General features: G+C 64.5%; 15 protein-coding genes and 3 tRNA genes. 2 read left to right on the top strand and 16 right to left on the bottom strand.

The features are described from left to right. Positions 1–162 precede the first annotated feature (162 nt). Positions 163–1,002, bottom strand: a complete 840-nt coding sequence (tsf, locus tag CIK75_RS01275) for a translation elongation factor Ts (protein ID WP_086994698.1) — start codon at positions 1,000–1,002, stop codon at positions 163–165. A gap of 124 nt (positions 1,003–1,126) precedes the next feature. Next, positions 1,127–2,038: a 30S ribosomal protein S2 gene (rpsB, locus tag CIK75_RS01270; RefSeq protein ID WP_086994701.1), complete on the bottom strand. Its 912-nt coding sequence runs from the start codon at positions 2,036–2,038 to the stop codon at positions 1,127–1,129. Between the two features lie 410 nt (positions 2,039–2,448). Here rpsB and CIK75_RS01265 point away from each other — a divergent pair, with 410 nt between their 5' ends. Beyond that, positions 2,449–3,027 carry a M23 family metallopeptidase gene (locus CIK75_RS01265; protein WP_086994704.1) on the top strand — a complete coding sequence of 193 codons (579 nt, stop codon included), beginning with the start codon at positions 2,449–2,451 and terminating at the stop codon, positions 3,025–3,027. Here CIK75_RS01265 and CIK75_RS01260 read toward each other — a convergent pair. The 6 genes from CIK75_RS01260 to CIK75_RS01235 form a co-directional block, all read right to left on the bottom strand. Then, positions 2,963–4,183, bottom strand: coding sequence for a glycosyltransferase (locus tag CIK75_RS01260; protein ID WP_241895185.1), 1,221 nt, complete (start codon positions 4,181–4,183; stop codon positions 2,963–2,965). The genes CIK75_RS01265 and CIK75_RS01260 overlap by 65 nt on opposite strands. 87 nt (positions 4,184–4,270) lie before the next feature. Beyond that, positions 4,271–4,344, bottom strand: a tRNA-Ile gene (locus CIK75_RS01255). A gap of 68 nt (positions 4,345–4,412) precedes the next feature. Then, the gene (locus CIK75_RS01250; RefSeq protein ID WP_086994707.1) at positions 4,413–5,612 is read right to left on the bottom strand and encodes a glycosyltransferase; all 1,200 of its coding nucleotides are present in this window, start codon (positions 5,610–5,612) and stop codon (positions 4,413–4,415) included. 90 nt (positions 5,613–5,702) lie between these two features. Further along, positions 5,703–6,611, bottom strand: coding sequence for a DMT family transporter (locus CIK75_RS01245; RefSeq protein ID WP_086994710.1), 909 nt, complete (start codon positions 6,609–6,611; stop codon positions 5,703–5,705). Continuing rightward, complete coding sequence (locus CIK75_RS01240) at positions 6,599–7,219, bottom strand: CDP-alcohol phosphatidyltransferase family protein (protein ID WP_086994713.1); 621 nt, start codon at positions 7,217–7,219, stop codon at positions 6,599–6,601. Before CIK75_RS01240 ends, CIK75_RS01245 begins: the two co-directional genes overlap by 13 nt. A gap of 96 nt (positions 7,220–7,315) precedes the next feature. Then, on the bottom strand, positions 7,316–8,110 hold the full coding sequence (locus CIK75_RS01235) for a phage holin family protein (protein WP_158225846.1): 795 nt from the start codon (positions 8,108–8,110) through the stop codon (positions 7,316–7,318). Positions 8,111–8,340: 230 nt separating this feature from the next. On the opposite strand from CIK75_RS01235, the gene CIK75_RS01230 reads away from it, so the two are divergent. Further along, complete coding sequence (locus CIK75_RS01230) at positions 8,341–9,564, top strand: multidrug effflux MFS transporter (RefSeq protein ID WP_256382344.1); 1,224 nt, start codon at positions 8,341–8,343, stop codon at positions 9,562–9,564. A 59-nt stretch (positions 9,565–9,623) separates the two neighbouring features. On the opposite strand, the gene CIK75_RS01225 is transcribed toward CIK75_RS01230, so the two are convergent. The 8 genes from CIK75_RS01225 to CIK75_RS01190 all read right to left on the bottom strand — a co-directional run bounded on the left by CIK75_RS01225 (position 9,624) and on the right by CIK75_RS01190 (position 18,395). Continuing rightward, positions 9,624–9,696 (bottom strand) — tRNA-Asn (locus CIK75_RS01225). 67 nt (positions 9,697–9,763) lie between these two features. Continuing rightward, on the bottom strand, positions 9,764–11,200 hold the full coding sequence (locus CIK75_RS01220) for a lipase maturation factor family protein (RefSeq protein ID WP_086994722.1): 1,437 nt from the start codon (positions 11,198–11,200) through the stop codon (positions 9,764–9,766). Between the two features lie 113 nt (positions 11,201–11,313). Further along, a tRNA-Asn gene (locus CIK75_RS01215) sits at positions 11,314–11,386 on the bottom strand. A 65-nt stretch (positions 11,387–11,451) separates the two neighbouring features. Beyond that, on the bottom strand, positions 11,452–13,389 hold the full coding sequence (gene dnaG / locus CIK75_RS01210) for a DNA primase (RefSeq protein ID WP_086994725.1): 1,938 nt from the start codon (positions 13,387–13,389) through the stop codon (positions 11,452–11,454). Between the two features lie 59 nt (positions 13,390–13,448). After that, the gene (locus tag CIK75_RS01205) at positions 13,449–14,768 is read right to left on the bottom strand and encodes a deoxyguanosinetriphosphate triphosphohydrolase (protein WP_086994728.1); all 1,320 of its coding nucleotides are present in this window, start codon (positions 14,766–14,768) and stop codon (positions 13,449–13,451) included. Further along, complete coding sequence (gene dusB, locus CIK75_RS01200) at positions 14,761–15,945, bottom strand: tRNA dihydrouridine synthase DusB (RefSeq protein WP_096222975.1); 1,185 nt, start codon at positions 15,943–15,945, stop codon at positions 14,761–14,763. Before dusB ends, CIK75_RS01205 begins: the two co-directional genes overlap by 8 nt. 77 nt (positions 15,946–16,022) lie before the next feature. Beyond that, positions 16,023–16,934, bottom strand: a complete 912-nt coding sequence (locus tag CIK75_RS01195; RefSeq protein ID WP_096222974.1) for a GNAT family N-acetyltransferase — start codon at positions 16,932–16,934, stop codon at positions 16,023–16,025. Between the two features lie 75 nt (positions 16,935–17,009). Next, positions 17,010–18,395 (bottom strand): glycine--tRNA ligase, encoded by a 1,386-nt coding sequence (locus CIK75_RS01190; RefSeq protein WP_086994738.1) that lies wholly within the window; start codon positions 18,393–18,395, stop codon positions 17,010–17,012. Positions 18,396–18,402: the final 7 nt, after the last annotated feature.

Here is an 18,402-nt window from a genome sequence, read left to right as displayed (position 1 = left end):
GGTGGTTTCTTCCACGGTGGGCCTCCTCTGGCGGAGCCGGGTCCGCCGTCGTGCAGTGGTTCTGGAAAGGTCTGGGCGTGGCAAGGGGGCGGCCACCGTAGTGGTGGCCGCCCCCTTGATCACTGCCGCTTGGGCGGGCGGAATCCGGCCGCCGTGTAGCTGCTAGGAGCCTACGCGGAAACGAGCGAACCCGGTAGCTTTCACTCCGGCTTCCTCGAGGACCTTGCCGACCAGCTTCTTGGAGTCCTTGGCGAACGGCTGATCCAGCAGCACGATCTCCTTGAAGAACCCGGTGAGGCGGCCTTCGACGATCTTCGACAGCGCGGCTTCCGGCTTGCCTTCGGCCCGTGCGGTCTCATCGGCGATACGACGTTCGTTGGCGACGGTCTCGGCGGAGACGTCCTCGCGGCTCAGGTGCGTCGGGGCCAGTGCAGCGGTGTGCACGGCCACGTCGTGGGCCACGGTATGTGCTTCGTCGCCGTTGCCGTCGACGGCCATGAGCACGCCGACCTGCGCCGGGAGATCCTTGGACGTCTTGTGCAGGTAGGCATCAACCGTGGCGCCTTCGAGGCGTGCCATGCGACGGACGACGACCTTTTCACCCAGGATGGCGCCTTCTTCAACGACGACGTCGGCAAGCTTCTTGCCGTTCACGTCGGCGCCGAGCAGTGCCTCCAGGTCGGCTGCGCCGGTGGAGACGGCGACCTCGAGGACCTGGTTGGCCAGGGCGATGAACTTATCGTTCTTGGCGACGAAGTCGGTCTCGCAGTTGATTTCGATCATGTAGCCGACGTTGCCGTCGACGACCTTGGCGGCCACGAGGCCTTCGGCCGCGGAACGGCCTTCACGCTTGGTGGCGCCCTTGAGGCCCTTGACACGGATGACCTCGATGGCCTTCTCGGCATCACCGTTGGCCTCGTCGAGGGCCTTCTTCACATCCATCATGCCTGCGCCGGTACGCTCACGAAGCGCCTTGATATCAGCGGCGGTGTAGTTCGCCATGTGCAACCCCATTCTCAGTGGTGATCTAGCTTGTTCTTCCGGTGCCATACCGGCGGGGACCAGCCCCGGTTTGAGCGGAGCCGGCGGGCCGTGTGGCCCGCCGGCTCCTCTTAGCCCAAAGGTGTTACTTGGCGTCCTCGGCAGGCTTCTCGGCTGCTGCCTCGGTGGTTGCCTCCGCTGCGGCGGCGGCTTCCTGTGCGGGAGCCTCCGGTTCGGCGTCGGCTGCCGGTGCTGCCTCTTCGGCAGCAACCTTGGCTTCGTCCGTCTTGGCGTTGCCCTCGAGCAGCTCGCGCTCCCACTCGGCCATCGGCTCTGCGGCGGCTTCGGTGTTCCCGCTCTGCTTATTGCTGCGGGCAATCAGGCCCTCGGCCACGGCGTCGGCGACGACGCGGGTCAGCAGGTTCACGGAGCGGATGGCGTCGTCGTTGCCCGGGATCGGGAAATCGACTTCGTCAGGATCGCAGTTGGTGTCGAGAATGGCGACCACCGGGATGTTCAGCTTCTGTGCCTCGTCGACAGCCAGGTGTTCCTTCTTGGTGTCGACAACCCAGAGCAGCGACGGTGCCTTGGTCAGGTTGCGGATGCCACCGAGGTTGGTCTGCAGCTTGGTGAGCTCGCGGCGCATCAGCAGCAGTTCCTTCTTCGTGTACATCGAGCCTGCGACGTCGTCGAAGTCGATTTCCTCGAGCTCCTTCATGCGGGCAACCCGCCGGGAGACCGTGGCGAAGTTGGTCAGCATGCCGCCGAGCCAGCGCTGGTTCACGTAGGGCTGGTTCACGCGGGTGGCCTGCTCGGAGATGGCCTCCTGGGCCTGCTTCTTCGTGCCGACGAACAGCACGGTGCCGCCGTGGGCGACGGTGGCCTTGACGAACTCGTAGGCGCGGTCGATGTAGGACAGCGACTGCTGGAGGTCGATGATGTAGATGCCGTTGCGCTCGGTGAAGATGAAGCGCTTCATCTTCGGGTTCCAGCGACGGGTCTGGTGGCCAAAGTGGACGCCGCTGTCGAGCAGCTGGCGCATGGTTACGACGGGCATGTCGCAACTCCTTCCGGCGGTAGCAGTCCGGTCCCGGCAGGGACCGCGGTAACCACCTGTTGTTTCGGTTATGTGGCATTCCACCGGTCGGTGGTGCCCCTGGTATCGGCCGCCGTTTCCGGCCCCCTCAGCCCACCGGGTTTCCGGACCGTTGGCTGCAGGTTCCACCCGTGGGAAGCCGCCAAGAGACGGCATCAAAAAGTGGAGACGCAATACGCGAAGTCAGTTCCAGTCGTTTCTTGCCTGTAGGCACAGGCCTTCCACTCACAGAACTGCGATTAATAGTGTACTACAGCGGCGGGCACCGAATGGACGACACCGAACCCTCCACAGCAGCCACCGCGCCCTGGTTTCCCACGGCCTCCTGCGCGGGGGATGCGGCAGCCCATCCAGCGCTGCAGGATCGACTCATGCCCCTCCCCCGAGCTTTCCGTTGGCCCGTCGTCGTGGTCCTGTCCATGGCGCTACTGGTCGGGGGTGGATCGGCGAGCCCCGCCGGTCCTGCCGAGGCGCGGGGCGCCGATGCTGCGGCGGGGACCGGCCAGTGGTCTTGGCCGCTCGGTGGCCCGGAGGCACTCATGGATCCCTTCGCCGCCCCTCCAGCACCGTGGGCTGCCGGGCATCGTGGCGTGGACCTGCGGGCCGGGGCAGGCACGGGGGTTGATTCTCCTGCCGACGGAGTCGTTCGGTTTTCCGGGGTGGTCGTCGATCGCCAGGTGCTGACCATCGACCACGGTGGTGGACTGGTCTCCAGTTTTGAGCCGGTCGTGACAGAGCTGACGGTCGGCACCCGGGTCGTCTCCGGCCAGCAGGTCGCCAGCGTGGGCGCCGGCGGGCACTGTGCGGGATTCTGCCTTCACTGGGGCGTCCGCCTCAAGGGTGACTACATCGATCCGCTGTCACTGCTGATGGACCGGCGTCCTTCTATTCTGTTGCCCGTTCCCGAGGGGGCGAGTCGTCGAGGACTCGACCGTAGACCCCGAGCATGAGTTCTGTCTGGCGGCTTTGCAGCAGCTTCCCTGCCTCCGCCGCTTCGAGGGGTTCCCGACTGCCGTGCAACAGGTCGGCGGTCGCCCGACGCAGGGTCCGGGCCAGCCCCTCGACGGTATCGTCGTCGGTGAGCCAGAGCAGCTGCCGCGGCAGGTCGGCGGCAATGCGGTGATCGCTGAGCACGGCCGGGGTTCCCAAGGCTGCCGCCTCATAGACGGTCATGCCCTGGGTTTCGAAGCCCTGCGAGGTCTGGACCAGCGCATCGCTGTGGCGCAGCTCGGAGAGCATCAGGGCATAAGGAACGCGACCGCGGAACGTGATGGTCGAGGCGGTGATATCCGCGGCGATCCGTTCGGCACGTTGGCGTTCGGCCCCATCCCCGAAGATGTGCACATCGGCTCGGATCCCCGAGGCGGCCACCGCGCGCAGGAAGGGAATCAAACGCTTCTCCGCACTGAAACGTCCGATCCAGACCAGCCGTGGGCGCTCCCGTGTGGACTCCAAACGGGGTTCTTCGAGCAGGCGCTGCGCGACGTCGTCGTCCAGCCCGGTGGGAATCACCTCCAGCCGAGAACAGACCCCGTGCTCCTTCAGCAGCTCGGCGAAATGGGTCGACGGAGCGGTCACGGCCCCGGCACGGGAGGCAAAGCCACGCAAATACGTCCACGCGTCGCCAGCCGGCGGCTCACCGGTGTGCAGAACACGTTTTTGCATGAGCCCGAAACCGCGTTGGAACAGTCCGGGTAACGGCATGGTCGCCTTCAGCCCCGCTTGAAGGTGGTTATGCATGGTGTGTACCACGGGGACCCCCAGCCTCTCGGCGGCAGCGTATCCGATGGCTGCACCCCAGAAATCTGCTTGCACATGGTGCAGGTCCACGGGCCCACGGGCCCGCAAACGGGAGACGAGGGTTCTGATGGTGCGCGCGGTGGGCAGGGTCATCCCGTACTCACCCGGTCCCAGTGCCACGCTGGGAAGGGTCAACACGTGGGCGTCGGTATCGGATGCCCGGCCGCGGAGTGCCGGGGCCACGATGGTCACCCGGTGACCTGCCCGCTCCAGATATTTGCGCTGGAGCTGAACCGAGGTCTGCATTCCCCCGAGCGTCTCGGGATGCTGGTCGGTGAACATGACGATATGCAAGGTCCGCTCCATGCTGGCCTCCCCGGTCGACGTGCAAGCTATGGCCCAGGTTCTGCCGGTGGATCCGACCGGCACGCTCTCGCGTACCGGTCGGACGTGTGGGGCGAGTGGGGCTTGAACCCACGACCCAGGGATTATGAGTCCCTTGCTCTAACCAACTGAGCTATCGCCCCTCGGCACAGGCCGCGTTCGGCACCGCGGCCCTTGTCATCCTAATGGAAACCGGTACCGCAGTGGCCACTCAAGCGTCCGGGGCGACCAGGAAATCGTCGGCGCCGGCACCCCGGTAGAGCGCTTCGAAGATATCCATCGTCTTCGTTTCGCTGTGTTGTTCGGCCTTCTTCAAACCGGCGGCACCCATCCGGGCCCGTTCGGAGGCCTCCAGGCCCAGGATGGCGTCCACCTTTTTCGCCAGATCATTCGGGTCCCCAGGGGTGAACAGGTAGCCGTTGACTCCGTTGTCCACCAGATGCGGCAACGCCATCGCATCGGCCAAGACCACCGGCGTGGAGGCGGAGAGTGCTTCGAGGGTCACCAGCGACTGGAGTTCGGCGGTTCCGGGCTGGCAGAACACATCGGCCTGCAGATAGGCGACGCGTAGTTCAGCGTCCTCGATATGGCCGGTGAAATGTACGCGGTCCTGAAGCCCCAATTCGGCCACCCGCCGCTCGAGCGGCCCGCGTTGTTCCCCGCTACCGACAATGGTCAGATGCGGAGCCGGTTCGCTCCGGGTCAGGCTCAACGCTTGGACCAGCACGTCGACGTTCTTCTCCACGGCCAGCCGGCCCACGAACAGGAGCATGGGATGTTGGGCCCGGGGAACCGTTTCGCCGGGGTCGATCTGGTAGTTGGAGGCGTTGATGCCGTTGGACAACGGCAGGACCCGACGCAGCCGCGCGTGGGTCATCATGGCACGCGCAGCCAAGGGCGTGGGCGTCGTGACCACTGCGGCCTTGCCCATGATCTTGCCCATGTCGCGCCAGGAGTTGCGGGCCACAATGCGTTTGAACCACTTCGGGAACGGCAAGAACGGGTCCAGGTTCTCCGGCATGAAGTGGTTGGTCGCGACGGTTCTGATTCCGCGCTTTTCTGCTTCGTTCACGGCCGCCTGCCCGACCATGTAGTGGCACTGCACATGCACGATATCGGGTTTGATCTCATCCAGGATGCGCCCGATATCACGTTTGGCTTCCCACGGCAGACATAAGCGGAGCGTCGATTTGGTGGGCTGGCTGTGCGAACGCAGCCGATGCACGGTCGCTTCGCGACGGTGCTCGACGATTCCTGGGCCGTTCACGTCACGCGCTGCCACGACGTGGACCGTATGCCCTCGCGACTGCATGGCCGTGGCCAACCGGTGGGAGAAGACCGCCGCCCCGTTGATATCCGGCGGGTAGGTATCCGCCGCGATCAGGATGGTCAGGGGTTTGTCACCGCTCACTGGGGGCTGGCTCCTGCTTCTCGGGGATTTTTTCTGGATGCACGTGAGACACCACGTGCTGCGGATACGGTGGCCCGGCCCCTTAGCGGCCTAGCGTCCCGTTCCCGCCTGCCGGCGTCGTGCCTCTTCCTGCCGTTGCAACACATCGGGATGATGCCGCGACAACGCAGTAACACCCACGATAGCAATGAGAGCCGCCCCGACCATGGACATCGCCACGACCGGGTGCACGTCGGCTCTCAGCTCGCCCAGAATGCCGATGCCAATCGCGATGCCGATCATCGGGTCGATCACGGTGAGCCCGGCGATCACCAGCTCTGGGGGTCCGCTGGAATAGGCGTTCTGTACGCAGTAGGTTCCCAACAGTCCGGCGACGGCCACCGCGAGGATGACATACCAGGCAATATTTCCCAGGAACCTTCCGTTGGGGTTCATCAGCCCAATGGCAATGGTGCGCACCAGGACGGCGACGAAACCGAAGAGCACCCCGGCTCCCATGATGTAGACGAAAGCGCTGATCCGCCGCCGGAAACTGAGCAGAACCACGGTGAGGATGCCAACCACCATGGCGAGCAGCAGGACGGTAGCCAGCTCCTGTTGACGACTGATTTCGTGGGTGCTCGCGGTGACGTTGATGGCCAGCAAGACGAAGCCGATACTGCCGCTCATGCACGCAGTAATGGCCAGGACCGTGGGCCGGTTGATGCGGATGCCCTGGTCGCGGGCGTTGACGACGGTGGTGATGACCAGTGCGATGGCTCCGATCGGCTGCACCACGGTCAAGGGTGCACTAGCCAGCGCATAGACGTTCAGGACCATCCCGACGCCCATCAAGGAAAGGCCCAGCATCCAGCGGGGATTGGCCAGCAGACGCAGGATGCCCCGGGAGGACACAGCCAGGCCGCCGCTACTAGCGCGGACGGCGCTGCTCTGGCGCTGCGTGCCGAAGGCCAGGAAGAACGCTGCCGTGACCGCGCAGGAGACGGCTAACCAGACCATGTTCCCCCGGATTTCAGCATGCGTGCCCGGCGTTGGGCCTGCCGGAAATAGAACACTGCAGCGATCAGGTGCAGCACGCAACCGATGGCCAGCAGCACGATGGCCACGGTCTCCAGCACCTCGCCGGGTGCGGTCTCGACCCGACTGAGCAGCAGCAGGGGCATGCTGACCAGCAGGAGGGCGGTGCGGATCTTGCCGAGGTTGCTGACCGGCTGGTTCGGGTTCCCGCGAGCGAGGATCACCGTACTGGTGATCAGCAGGACGTCGGGGATGATGATCGCGTAGGCCAACCATGCCGGGGCGATTCCGTCGACGACGAAGACGACGATGACCACGATCAGGGCGACCCGATCGGCCACCGGGTCAAGCCATTTACCGACCGTCGAGATCTGGTTGAGCAACCGGGCAACATATCCATCGATCCAGTCGGTGGCACCCAGAACGACGAGGACGATGGTGGCCCAGCCATAACGGTCGGACTGGACCATCCACACGAAGACCGGAACCAGCCCGAAGCGCAGAACGGTGATCAGGTTCGGCAGGGTCCAGAACGTGGTGAGCTCGCGATATTCGATGTCATCACGCCCACCGGCGCCGATGATCTTCACGCGTGCTTCCCTTCTCCCCGGAGATCATGGTCCACCGTCGGGCCGATCGATACTGGTTGAACCACTCGAAACGGCCCGCCGACGGGTCCAGCTGGATCAGGACTTACGGAGCTTGCGCACGAAGGCGCCGAGGGCCACCAGCGAGGCGCCCATCAGTGCCAGCGGCTGCCAGCGGTCCTTGAGCAGTTGCGAGGCGTCGCTCGGAGCTTGCTGGTGGGTCCGCTCGTGCAATGCCTGACGTGCCCGCAGCTTGCCGTCCTGCGCATAGGTCTTGGCGGTTTCGGACTTCTCCTTCGCCTGGCGCTTCACATCGAGCTTCGGGGCCAGGTCGTCGCGGACCTCGGCCAGATGCTCACGACGTTCCTGTGAACGCTTGAGCAGCTCGTTATAGGGAACCGGCGCCGGCTTGTCCTCGTCCTTCTTCTTTTTCTTGTCCTTCTTGGCTTCCTCATCCTTGGGCTTCTTCTGGTCCAAGGTGGATGGGTCGAAGGAGCGACCCTGTTTCGCGACGCCGAGGTCGTACTTCACACCGCGGATGGCGTCCTCGGGGATCAACGGCATCTGCTGCTTGATCTTCATGACGCCGATCAAGGCCAGGATTGCTGCGATGATCAGGAAGAAGGCGGCGACCATCAGGGCGGCCAGCCATGGTTTGAAGACCAGCCCCAAAGCCAGGATCCCCGAAGTGATCAGCGCGACGATCATAAAGGTGATGAAGACGAGGCCGACGACAGCTAGCCCGGCTCCAATCCCCGCCTTGATGGCCTTGCTCTTCATCTGGGCAATAGCGAGCTGGATTTCGTCATTCAGCTGTTTGGGCACCAGTCGACCGACAAGCTTCATGAGGCCGGTGAACGACGATGGGCGACGTCCGGACGTGGTTCGTGTCATCCTGATCCTCCTTCGGTGGCGGCCCAGACGGGCCTGTGCACTCAAAAACCTACCATCTTGCCTGCATACGGGAGCTACTCGGGGGTAGACAACACTCAAGTCAGAGGTCATGATCGCGCCTACGAGCGTCTGTGTCCCGCAGTTCGCCGGTCGCTCGAGGACCCGGGATAGGCTGTGGCTATCGGCTTCGCAGCCGACCCGTTTCCCTCCTCTCCAACCTCGAGGACTCCTTGCCCGGAACCCCTGCACCGACCCCTGCCCCCAGCCGACGTTCAAAGGTCCTGCGCATCGTGGTGCTGGGCATGCTCACGGCCCTCGGCCCCTTCACCGTGGACCTCTACCTTCCGGCCATCCCGGCGTTGCGCCTGGACCTGGGCATTACCGAGGCAGCTGCACAATTGACGTTGACCGGGACGGTCTTCGGTTTTGCTGCCGGTCAGTTGGTGGTGGGGCCACTGAGCGACCGACTGGGACGCCGGGGCCCGCTCATTGCGGCAACGATTCTGCATATCGGCGCCTCAACGGGGGCAGCCCTTTCGCAGGATTTCGACATGCTGATGCTGTTCCGGGTCCTCCAGGGCGTGGGCGCCGCCGGCAGTTCGGTGGTCGCGATCGCCATGGTGCGCGATCTATATGACGGTCTGCGGTTGGTGAAGACGATGAGCTACGTGGCCCTGGTCAACGGCATGGCCCCGATTTTTGCCCCGGTGATCGGCTCCCAACTGTTGTTGGTCACCGACTGGCATGGGATCTTCGGGGCGCTGGCAGGCTACGGAATCGTTGCCTCGACAACGGCGATCCTCCTCTTGGGTGAGTCACTTCCCCCCGAACGCCGTCCGGTCGGTGGCCCACACCTGCTCCGCCGCTATTCGCTGGTTCTCAAGGACCGGATCTTCGTGGGTTTGCTGCTGGTCGGCGGGCTGAACTTCTCCGGGCTGTTCTCCTACCTCTCGGCCTCCCCGTTCGTCTTCCAGGACGTGTTCGGGTTGAACGAGCAGGCCTACGGTTTGCTGTTCATGGTGAACTCGCTGGGTGTGGTGGCCGGCGTACAGACCAGCGCCCGGCTGGTCCGCAGGTTCGGGGCCCAATGGATCATCGCCGCTGCCACGATCGCCCAGGTCGTCTTTGCCCTGTGCATCATCGTCGCCGACCAGCTGGGCTTCGGTTTCTGGGGCACGGCCATCCCGCTATGGTTCTATATTTGCGCCACCGGCTTCAATTTCCCCTGCATCCAGGGCCTGGCCTTGCACCGTCATGGCAGCCAGGCGGGCACGGCAGCGGCGCTGCTCGGGGCTGCGACCTTCGGGTTCTCCGGGGCGATCTCCCCCATCGTCGGTCTACTCGGCGTCGGCAGCGCGACGCCGATGGCTGCGGTGATGGCCGTCTGTATCCTGTTGGCCATCGCGACCTTGTGGATCGTGGTCAGGCCCCGCCAAGTACCACTGATGACCTAAACGACGTGACATGAAGAACGTCCGCCCCACCGTGCGGTGGGACGGACGTTCGCAACTAGCTCCCCCAACTGGACTCGAACCAGTAACCTTTCGATTAACAGTCGAACGCTCTGCCAATTGAGCTATGGGGGAAGGAAGCGAGTAAAACTTTAGCAGGACGCCGTCCCGAATTCGAATCGGCTCCGGTCCTGCCCTGCCCTCAACCGCGCTGGACCGGACCGATGGCCAGTCGCCGGTCCGAACGGACCCAGTGCACGTGCTGTTCCTTCTTCTCGCTCCGGGTGGCGAAACGGTAGCTGTAGGTCAACACTCGGACCCGGTCCGGGGCTCTGCCCGCGAAGGGATCTACCCGTAGCAAGGCCAATATTGCGGGGTCGGCCGCCAGGAGTTTGAGCAGCAGGGCATGGAACCAGCGCTGGTGCAGGGACCCCAACGGCAAAAACCACATCATCCAGTCCAAGCGCAAATGGTAGGGCGCGAACTGTCGCGGCCTGCGGGACGGGTCCCCGGGCTTGCCCCGGAACTCGTATTCATGCCAGCCTGTTTCACCGTCGATTTCTCCTTCGATGACCACCTCGACCCGCTGGCGAGTGACACTGCCGAAGGCGCCGTAGGCATTGCCCAGCTGCCACCGGTTGAAACTGGCGTTCATCAGTTGTGAACGTGAAAAGAAGTTCAGCAGCGCAGGGAACCCGGCGACCGCCAGGACCCCGGTGGCCAGCAGGACCAGGACGATCCACGCCGCGGGGCCGGCACCCACCTCAGGGTGGTACGCCACCGCGCCGGCGGGCACCCCGGGGATGATCGAAGCCACTGCTGCGAAGGCCCGGTCATTAACCGCACAGCAGGCCAGCACGATCGTGATCCAGTTCAGCCACGCGAAGTTACCGGTGGCCACCAACCATAATTGGGTGAAGATGATCAGCCCCGCGGCGATGGAGGCCACCGGTTGGGGGATGAACAGCAGAAAGGGAACGGCGAGTTGGGCCACATGGTTTCCCGCCACTTCACAGCGATGCCACCACCACGGGGCCAGATGCGCCCGGCGGCTCAACGGTCCGGGCATGGGCTGGGTCTCATGGTGGTAGTACAGGGCGGTGAGGTTCCGCCAGGCCGGGTCCCCGCGCCATTTGATCATCCCGGCACCGAATTCGAGCCGGAAGACCAGCCAGGCGATCAAGATCAGGATGGTCCGCGGAGGTTCCACCTGATGCGAGCCGAGGAATCCGACGGTGAACCCTGCCTCGAGCAGGAGCATCTCCCAGCCGAACCCGTAGAAGATCCCTCCGATGTTCACCATCGACTGGTAGAGCCCCCAGAGCACCAGGAACGCCAGCAGCGGCAGCCAGGCAGGACCTGCCTGTGGGAGTCCGAGGACAAGGACGCCGGCCACGACCAGGCCCACCCAACAGACGGCGACCAACTTGGCATCCGAGTACCCCCACCGGGTGAACAACGTGGGGCCGCGTGCGCCAGGCCCAGCCAGGAGCCGATCCGCGGGCAGCAGGCCCCGCTCGCCGAGCAGGGCACGGAACTGGTTCAGTGAGGAGGCGAAGGCGATGAGGAAGACGGCAGCGACCCCGCGCTGCAGGATTTCCCGTGCCACCCAGTAGTCGGGTGCCTGCAACCAGTCCATGGCCCCATGGTAGGTCGGCGATCATGCGAACTCGACGACCGGGTCGGCTCAGCTCAGGCGTTAAGCACGTTCGTCCCCGCCACCAGAGGTGACGAGGACGGACGTTTATTCCGCTCCCCCAACTGGACTCGAACCAGTAACCTTTCGATTAACAGTCGAACGCTCTGCCAATTGAGCTATGGGGGAAAGCAACAGAGACGACTATACAAGAGCTTGGCCGAGGTTGCTAAATCGCCCGGTTCGGCCCGCTCCTATTCCTGGCGCAGCGACCGACGGCGCAGCTCGAGTTCCATCAGCTCGCGCTGGATTCGCTGGTAGCCCTCGGGGTCGGCCACGGGATCCATCCGCTGAAGCTGACCGATACGATCGGCCTTCTGGTGGGTGATCTGCAAATCGAATAATCGGTTCATGATGCCCTGGCAATACCGCGTCAGTGACTCCTCCGAGTTCGCCGGCAAGGGGTTCACTGCCAGTTCGGAGACGAAGGAGCGCAACGGGTCCGGCACTTCCTGTCGGATGGATTCCACCCATTGTGATGGGGTGGCCCCCGCGGCTCCTGCGGCACGGACCGCGTCGTGGACGGCGGCATGAACGGGGGCGAGGAAGCGTGCCGTGTAGAACGCCTGCCATTGATCGGCGCTGAGCACGCCAGGCTGCTGCAGGACGACCTCCAGCGATTCACGTTCCATCCGGGTCACCGGGTCGCGCAGGTCGGGGCGTTCGAAGGTCGGCACGGGGGGTTCCTGAGCGGCCCCGGGACCATAGCCCGGGCCCTGCCGGCTGGTGCCGTGTTGCTGTCGCACCTCCCCCGCGGGACCGGTGCGGGGTCCTCGGTCATGAGCGGCTCCGGTTCCTTCGCGGGCACGTTTGGCAGCTGCGCCCACGGCACGGTTGACCTCATCCATGTCCATGCCCAGCCAGCCGGCCAGCTCACGGGAGTAGGCCGGACGCATGGCAGAGTCACGGATGGCGGCGACGATCGGTGCCGAGGCACGCAAGGCCTGCACCCGGCCCTCAACGGTATCGAGGTTGAATTTCTTCAGTCCGGCACGGATGGCGAATTCGAAGAGCGGACGTTTGGAATCGATGAGTTCCTTCACCGCCTCGGGGCCGCGGTGCTGGCGCAGTTCACAGGGATCCGCGCCGCTGGGTTCGACGGCCACATAGGTCTGGGCGATGAACCGCTGATCCTCTTCGAAGGCACGCAGTGCCGCTTTTTGTCCGGCGGCGTCACCATCGAAGGTGAAGACCACTTCGCCTCCCGAGCCGTCGTCGCGCAGGAGGCGGCGGGCAATCTTGATGTGCTCGGCGCCGAATGCCGTACCGCAGGTCGCCACCGCCGTGCCCAGCCCCGAGAGGTGGCAGGCCATGACGTCCGTATAGCCCTCCACAACAATGAGTTGCCGGTTTTTGGTGATCTCCCGTTTGGCTAGATCCACACCATAAAGGACCTGGGATTTCTTATAGAGCTGGGTCTCGGGGGTGTTCAGATATTTTGGCCCCTGGTCGTCTTCGTAGAGTTTTCGGGCCCCGAACCCAATCGTCGCCCCGGTCAGATCTCGGATGGGCCAGATGAGGCGGCCGCGGAACCTGTCGTAGATGCCACGGTTGCCCTCGGAGAACATTCCCGTGAGTTTGAGCTCCTCGTCGTGGAAGCCCCGGCTGCGCAGATGCTTCAGGAGCTGGTCCCACCCCTTGGGCGCATATCCGACGCCGAAATGATCACAGGCGGCCCGATCGAAGGCCCGCTCGGAGAGGTATTGCCTTCCGGTCGCAGCTTCCTCGGAGAGGAGTTGGCCGCGGAAGTATTCCTCCGCGATCTTATGGGCGTCGAGCAGTCGTTGCCGGCGTCCGACGTCCTGACGGCTGGGCCCGGATCCGCCGTCTTCGTAGCGCAGTTCGAAGCCGATGCGGCCTGCCAATTGCTCGACGGTCTCGGAGAACGTCGTATGATCCATTTTTTGGATGAAGGAGATGACGTCGCCGGATTCGCCACAGCCAAAACAGTGGAACGTCCCCACCTGGGGACGGACGTGGAAGGAGGGGCTGCGTTCGTCGTGGAAGGGGCACAACCCCTTGAACGATCCGATACCTGCCGAGCGGAGCGTGACGTACCCGTCAACGACTTCCTTGATGTCCGTGCGTGAGCGGACCTCGTCGATGTCTTCGCGCTTGATCAATCCGGCCATGGCCACCAGTCTAATGCCCGGGGTGGGGGCACCGGCCCAGTGCGGCGGCCTCCGGGGCCCTAGAAGAGCTCGAGGCTGAAGGAATGGCCCTGCACCAAGGTCGCATGCCATTCTTTTGCCGAGGAGTCCGTCAGGCTGGCGACCTGGTCGATGACCGCACGCAGACGGCCGGCATCGTCGGTGGCGCTGGCCCAGTCCTCGGCGAAAAGAGGTTCGAGATACCGGTCTCCGGTGTCCTCCAACAGTCCGACAAGCTCTCCGAGCACCTCCAGCTGGCGCTGGTAGATGGGCTGGCGTTCCTGGCTGGTCATCACGTAGGCGGCGGCGAGCCCCTTCATGGCGGCGATCTCATGATCTGTTTCTTCGGGAATGATCAGCTGGCCGTTGAAACGTGTCAGCCGGGTCGGGCCGTAGACCGCCCGGGTGGCGTCGAAGGCCGATTGGCAGAACCTACCGATGAACTGGCTGGTCATATCCTTCAACGCGGCGGCCCCCTTGCGGGACTGGTCGTAATGCTCGACCCATTCGTTGGTGGCCTCCAGCCGGGCCAAGGCGCCGTCGATGGTCGCGGTATCCACCTGGGGCAAATACCAGCGTTGGGTGCAGTCGATCACCCGGGCCCGCTGGTCGGCATCACGGATCCAGCGCAGCTGGAATCGGCCGGCGACAATCGCATCCTCCACGTCGTGCACCGAATAGGAGATGTCATCGGCCAGATCCATGACCTGGGCCTCCACACATTTCTGCCGTGGTTCGGGGCGGACCGTGGCGCCGCCGTCGTGCCCCGAGCGCAGCCAATCAAAGACGGGCAGATCATCTTCGTAGACACCGAATTTTCCGGTCTGTCGGCCGTTGACGATCGGGGCGTCGGCGCGCCGCCACGGGTATTTGCAGGCGGCGTCGAGCGTGGCACGGGTCAGGTTCAGCCCTGCGGGTTCGCCGTCGTCACGGAACTTCTTGGTTTCCAGCCGGGTGAGCAGTCTGAGGGTCTGCGCATTGCCTTCGAACCCGCCGATACCGGTGGCCAGCTGGTTCAGTGCCTTCTCACCGTTATGCCCGAAGGGTGGGTGCCCCAGATCGTGGGAGAGGCAAGCGGTGTCCACCACGTCGGGGTCACATCCCAGGGTGGCCCCCAGCTCACGGCCGACCTGGGCGACTTCGAGTGAATGCGTGAGCCGGGTGCGCACGAAATCATCGGACATGGGGGCGACGACCTGGGTCTTGGCACCGAGCCGGCGCAGCGCCGAGGAGTGCAGGACACGGGCCCTGTCGCGTTCGAAGCTGGTGCGGTAGGCGAGCTTCTCCGGTTCTTTGACCCAGCGTTCCTCATCGAAGGGCGTGTAGCCGGCCGGGCTGCGGCGGGTCTCCCGCTCAACCACCTGAGACGTCCAGCTCGGCGGCGGAGATCATGGCCCGGTGTTCCTCGTCCATGATCCGGCTATCCAACCAGCCATCGGGCAGGTGGGTGCGTTTCGGGGAGCCGGCGCGGCCGCGGGGGCCTTCGGCACCGACCCCCGGATAGGGCACGTCGGCATCGAGTTCGGCCAGCAATTCGGCCAGCACCTCGAGGGTCGGCACCGCGGCCAGGGAGGCGCGCAGATCTCCACCGACCGCGTACCCCTTGAAATACCAGGCCACGTGTTTGCGGATATCGCGGAGCGCCTTGGCCTCATCCTCGAAATACTCCACGAGCAGTTCGGCGTGACGTTGGAAGCTCGCGGCCACTTCGGCCAGCCCCGGGCGGAAACGGCGGTCGGACCCTTCGAACGCTGCCTGCAGATCCCCGAAGAGCCAGGGCCTGCCCTGGCAGCCACGACCGACGACGATGCCATCGACACCGGTCTGCTCGACCATGGCGATGGCGTCCTCGGCGCTCCAAATATCTCCGTTGCCCAGCACCGGGATATCCGGCAGGGAGTTGCGTAGTTCGGCGATCGCGTCCCAGTCGGCCTTTCCGGAATAGTGTTGGCCCGCGGTGCGCCCGTGCAGGGCCACCGCTGCAACGCCGGCGTCCCGGGCGATCTTCCCGGCTTCGATGAACGTGAGGTGGTCGTCGTCGATGCCCTTGCGCATTTTGATGGTCAGCGGGATCTCCCCGCGGGCCGCTTCACGGGTGGCTGCCTGAATGATGGCGGTGAACAGGTCGGTCTTCCACGGCAGTGCCGCTCCCCCACCCCGGCGGGTGACCTTGGGGACCGGGCAACCGAAGTTCAAATCGATATGGTCGGCGCGGTCCTCCTCGACGATCAGTCGCACCGCAGCCCCGACGGTGGCGGGGTCCACACCGTAGAGCTGTACCGACCGGATGCCTTCGTCGTCGTCGTGGGAGATGATCCGCAACGACTGTTCATTGCGTTCCACCAGGGCGCGGGAGGTCACCATTTCGGAGACATACAGTCCGCCCCCGTACTCCCGGCACAGGCGTCTGAAGGCGGCATTGGTGATGCCTGCCATCGGGGCCAGAACCACGGGGGTGTCCACGGTGAGATGGCCCAGTTGCAGCGGTGGCAGCTTCAGCTGGGGTGGGTTCGGGGTATCGGTGGAAATCACGGTCACGTCCCTATTGTGTCAAGAACGGGCCGATCCTCCGAATGCCGCCGCCGGGCCGACCTCTCTCCCGGCGGCGTGGCCGCCTAGTTGGCGACGATGATCGTCGTGGTCACGACGGTCGCCGACCCTGCGGTGATCAGCTCGTCGGTCAGATCGGCCAACGGGACCATGGCGTCGTCGACTTCGAGTTTGACCGGGTACTGGTGGGCCAGCATGGCCAGCAGCCCACGGACCGCTTCGCGGGCCTCGGAGTCGGAGAGCGAGGGATCCCAGCCCATGAGGACATCTGCCGGGGCGTCGACCCGGTCGGGCTCGTAGCTGATCGCGAAGGAGAGGATCTTGCCGCCGGCCTCCTTGGGCTTATCCCGCAGCACGATGGCGCCCTTGGCTCCGGTGGCGTCGTTGAGCAGCATCGTCTGGGCGCGGCCCAGGGTCATCTGCGCGCGATCCCAGGCGTGGACCGCGTTGTAGAAGTCAGCCACGATCTGGGAGAGCTCCACCGAACCGGTGGCTGCCTCCTCCAGGGTCAGGCCCTCGTCCTCGAAAACCGGCAGCCGCAAAGAGTCGGGTTCCACGACAACTCCGCGGGAGCGTTGGATCTGTTCCTGACCGAGCGAGACGGTGAAGGCGGCTGCGGCCTCGCCTTCGGCGCCTTCTACCGTGTACCTGGACTTCAGGGCGGTGACTCCCGACGGCGCCGGGAATTCGCGCAGCCGCCGCAAGAGTTCGGTGGCCACACCTTGGCGGCGTAGCCCCGGGGCGACCTCGACGAAGAACCACAGCCGGTCGGGGTGCAGGGAGGATTCAAATAAGGTGCCGGCACCCACCGGGACTCCTTCGTCAACGGCGACGAGGGTACGGGCCCACGGGTCATCGCTATCGGCACGGAGCATCGTGCGATCGATATGGGCCTGTGGTGTGGACGGATCTCCGAGGATCTCCAGGAGAGCCAGGTCGTCGCCTTCTTGCCACGGCCGGTAGGTGAGGTTGCTCATGATGCTCCTGATGCGAGTTAGAGGTGATAAAACAGCTGCGGGCCGGCCGCCGTGGGGCGGCCGGCCCGTGAAGGCTCAGGCTCCGAGTAGACGTGAAGCCAGGTAGGACTTCACCTGGTCGAGGGCCACTCGTTCCTGGTTCATGGTGTCGCGTTCACGAATGGTCACCGCATGGTCCTCGAGGGTGTCGAAGTCCACGGTGATGCAGAACGGGGTGCCGATCTCATCCTGCCGACGGTAGCGTCGTCCGATGGCTCCGGCGTCGTCGAAGTCGACATTCCAGTGCTTGCGCAGTTCTGCGGCCAGGTCCTTGGCCTTGGGGGTGAGCTCTTCGTTGCGGCTCAACGGCAGCACGGCCGCCTTCACCGGGGCCAGCCGCGGGTCCAGTTTGAGGACGGTGCGCTTATCGACACCGCCCTTGGAGTTCGGTGCCTCGTCCTCGGTGTAGGCGTCCACCAGGAACGCCATCATCGAACGGGTCAGGCCGAAGGAGGGCTCGATGACATACGGGGTGAACCGTTCGCCGGTGGCCTGGTCGAAGTAGCTCAATTCGGTGCCTGAGCCTTCGGTATGGGCGTTCAGGTCGTAATCGGTGCGGTTGGCCACCCCCATCAGTTCACCCCATTCGGAGCCCTTGAAGCCGAAGCGGTATTCGAAGTCGATGGTTCCTGCGGAGTAGTGGGCGCGTTCTCCGTCGGGGACGTCGTACTGGCGCATGTTTTCCGGGTTGATGCCCAGATCCAAAAACCAGGCCCAGCAGGCGTCGATCCATTCCCGGTACCAGTGCTCGGCGTCTTCGGGAGCGGTGAAGAATTCGATTTCCATCTGCTCGAATTCGCGGGTGCGGAAGATGAAGTTGCCCGGGGTGATCTCGTTGCGGAAGGCCTTGCCGATCTGGCCGATACCGAACGGGGGCTTCTTCCGTGAGGTGGTGAGGACGTTGTTGAAGTTCACGAAGATGCCCTGCGCGGTTTCGGGGCGCAAAAAGGTCAGCCCGGCTTCGTTGTCCACCGGACCGAGGTAGGTCTTCACCAGACCCGAGAAGAGCTGCGGTTCGGTCCAGCCGCCCTTATTGCCGCAATCCGGGCAGGCAATTTCGGACATGCCGTCGACCGGTTCGCGCTTCTTCCGTGCGGTGAACGCCTCGATGAGGTGGTCTTCGCGGTGGCGCCGGTGGCAGCTGGTGCATTCAACCAGCGGGTCCGTGAAGGTTGCTACGTGGCCGGAGGCTTCCCAAACGGCCTTGGGAAGGATGATCGAAGAGTCCAGGCCCACCATGTCCTCGCGGCCGCGGACGAAGGACTGCCACCATTCACGTTTGATGTTCTCTTTGAGCTCGGTACCCAACGGCCCGTAGTCCCAGGCGGAGCGGGAACCGCCGTAGATCTCACCGGCCTGGAAGACGAAGCCGCGTCGTTTCGCGAGCGAAATGACCTGATCGAGCGGTGACTGGGGCGCCATGAATTCA

The organism is Glutamicibacter sp. BW78 (assembly GCF_002332245.1).
Lineage (GTDB): Bacteria > Actinomycetota > Actinomycetes > Actinomycetales > Micrococcaceae > Arthrobacter_H > Arthrobacter_H rhombi_A.
This window is presented reverse-complemented; position numbering and strand designations above follow the sequence as displayed.

Bases quoted from the DNA above. Each gene is read 5' to 3' on its own strand.
- tsf (WP_086994698.1), bottom strand. From the start codon at position 1,002: ATGGCGAACTACACCGCCGCTGATATCAAGGCGCTTCGTGAGCGTACC.
- rpsB (WP_086994701.1), bottom strand. From the start codon at position 2,038: ATGCCCGTCGTAACCATGCGCCAGCTGCTCGACAGCGGCGTCCACTTT.
- CIK75_RS01265 (WP_086994704.1), top strand. From the start codon at position 2,449: ATGCCCCTCCCCCGAGCTTTCCGTTGGCCCGTCGTCGTGGTCCTGTCC.
- CIK75_RS01260 (WP_241895185.1), bottom strand. From the start codon at position 4,183: ATGGAGCGGACCTTGCATATCGTCATGTTCACCGACCAGCATCCCGAG.
- CIK75_RS01245 (WP_086994710.1), bottom strand. From the start codon at position 6,611: ATGGTCTGGTTAGCCGTCTCCTGCGCGGTCACGGCAGCGTTCTTCCTG.
- CIK75_RS01235 (WP_158225846.1), bottom strand. From the start codon at position 8,110: ATGACACGAACCACGTCCGGACGTCGCCCATCGTCGTTCACCGGCCTC.
- CIK75_RS01220 (WP_086994722.1), bottom strand. From the start codon at position 11,200: ATGGACTGGTTGCAGGCACCCGACTACTGGGTGGCACGGGAAATCCTG.
- dnaG (WP_086994725.1), bottom strand. From the start codon at position 13,389: ATGGCCGGATTGATCAAGCGCGAAGACATCGACGAGGTCCGCTCACGC.
- CIK75_RS01195 (WP_096222974.1), bottom strand. From the start codon at position 16,934: ATGAGCAACCTCACCTACCGGCCGTGGCAAGAAGGCGACGACCTGGCT.
- CIK75_RS01190 (WP_086994738.1), bottom strand. From the start codon at position 18,395: ATGGCGCCCCAGTCACCGCTCGATCAGGTCATTTCGCTCGCGAAACGA.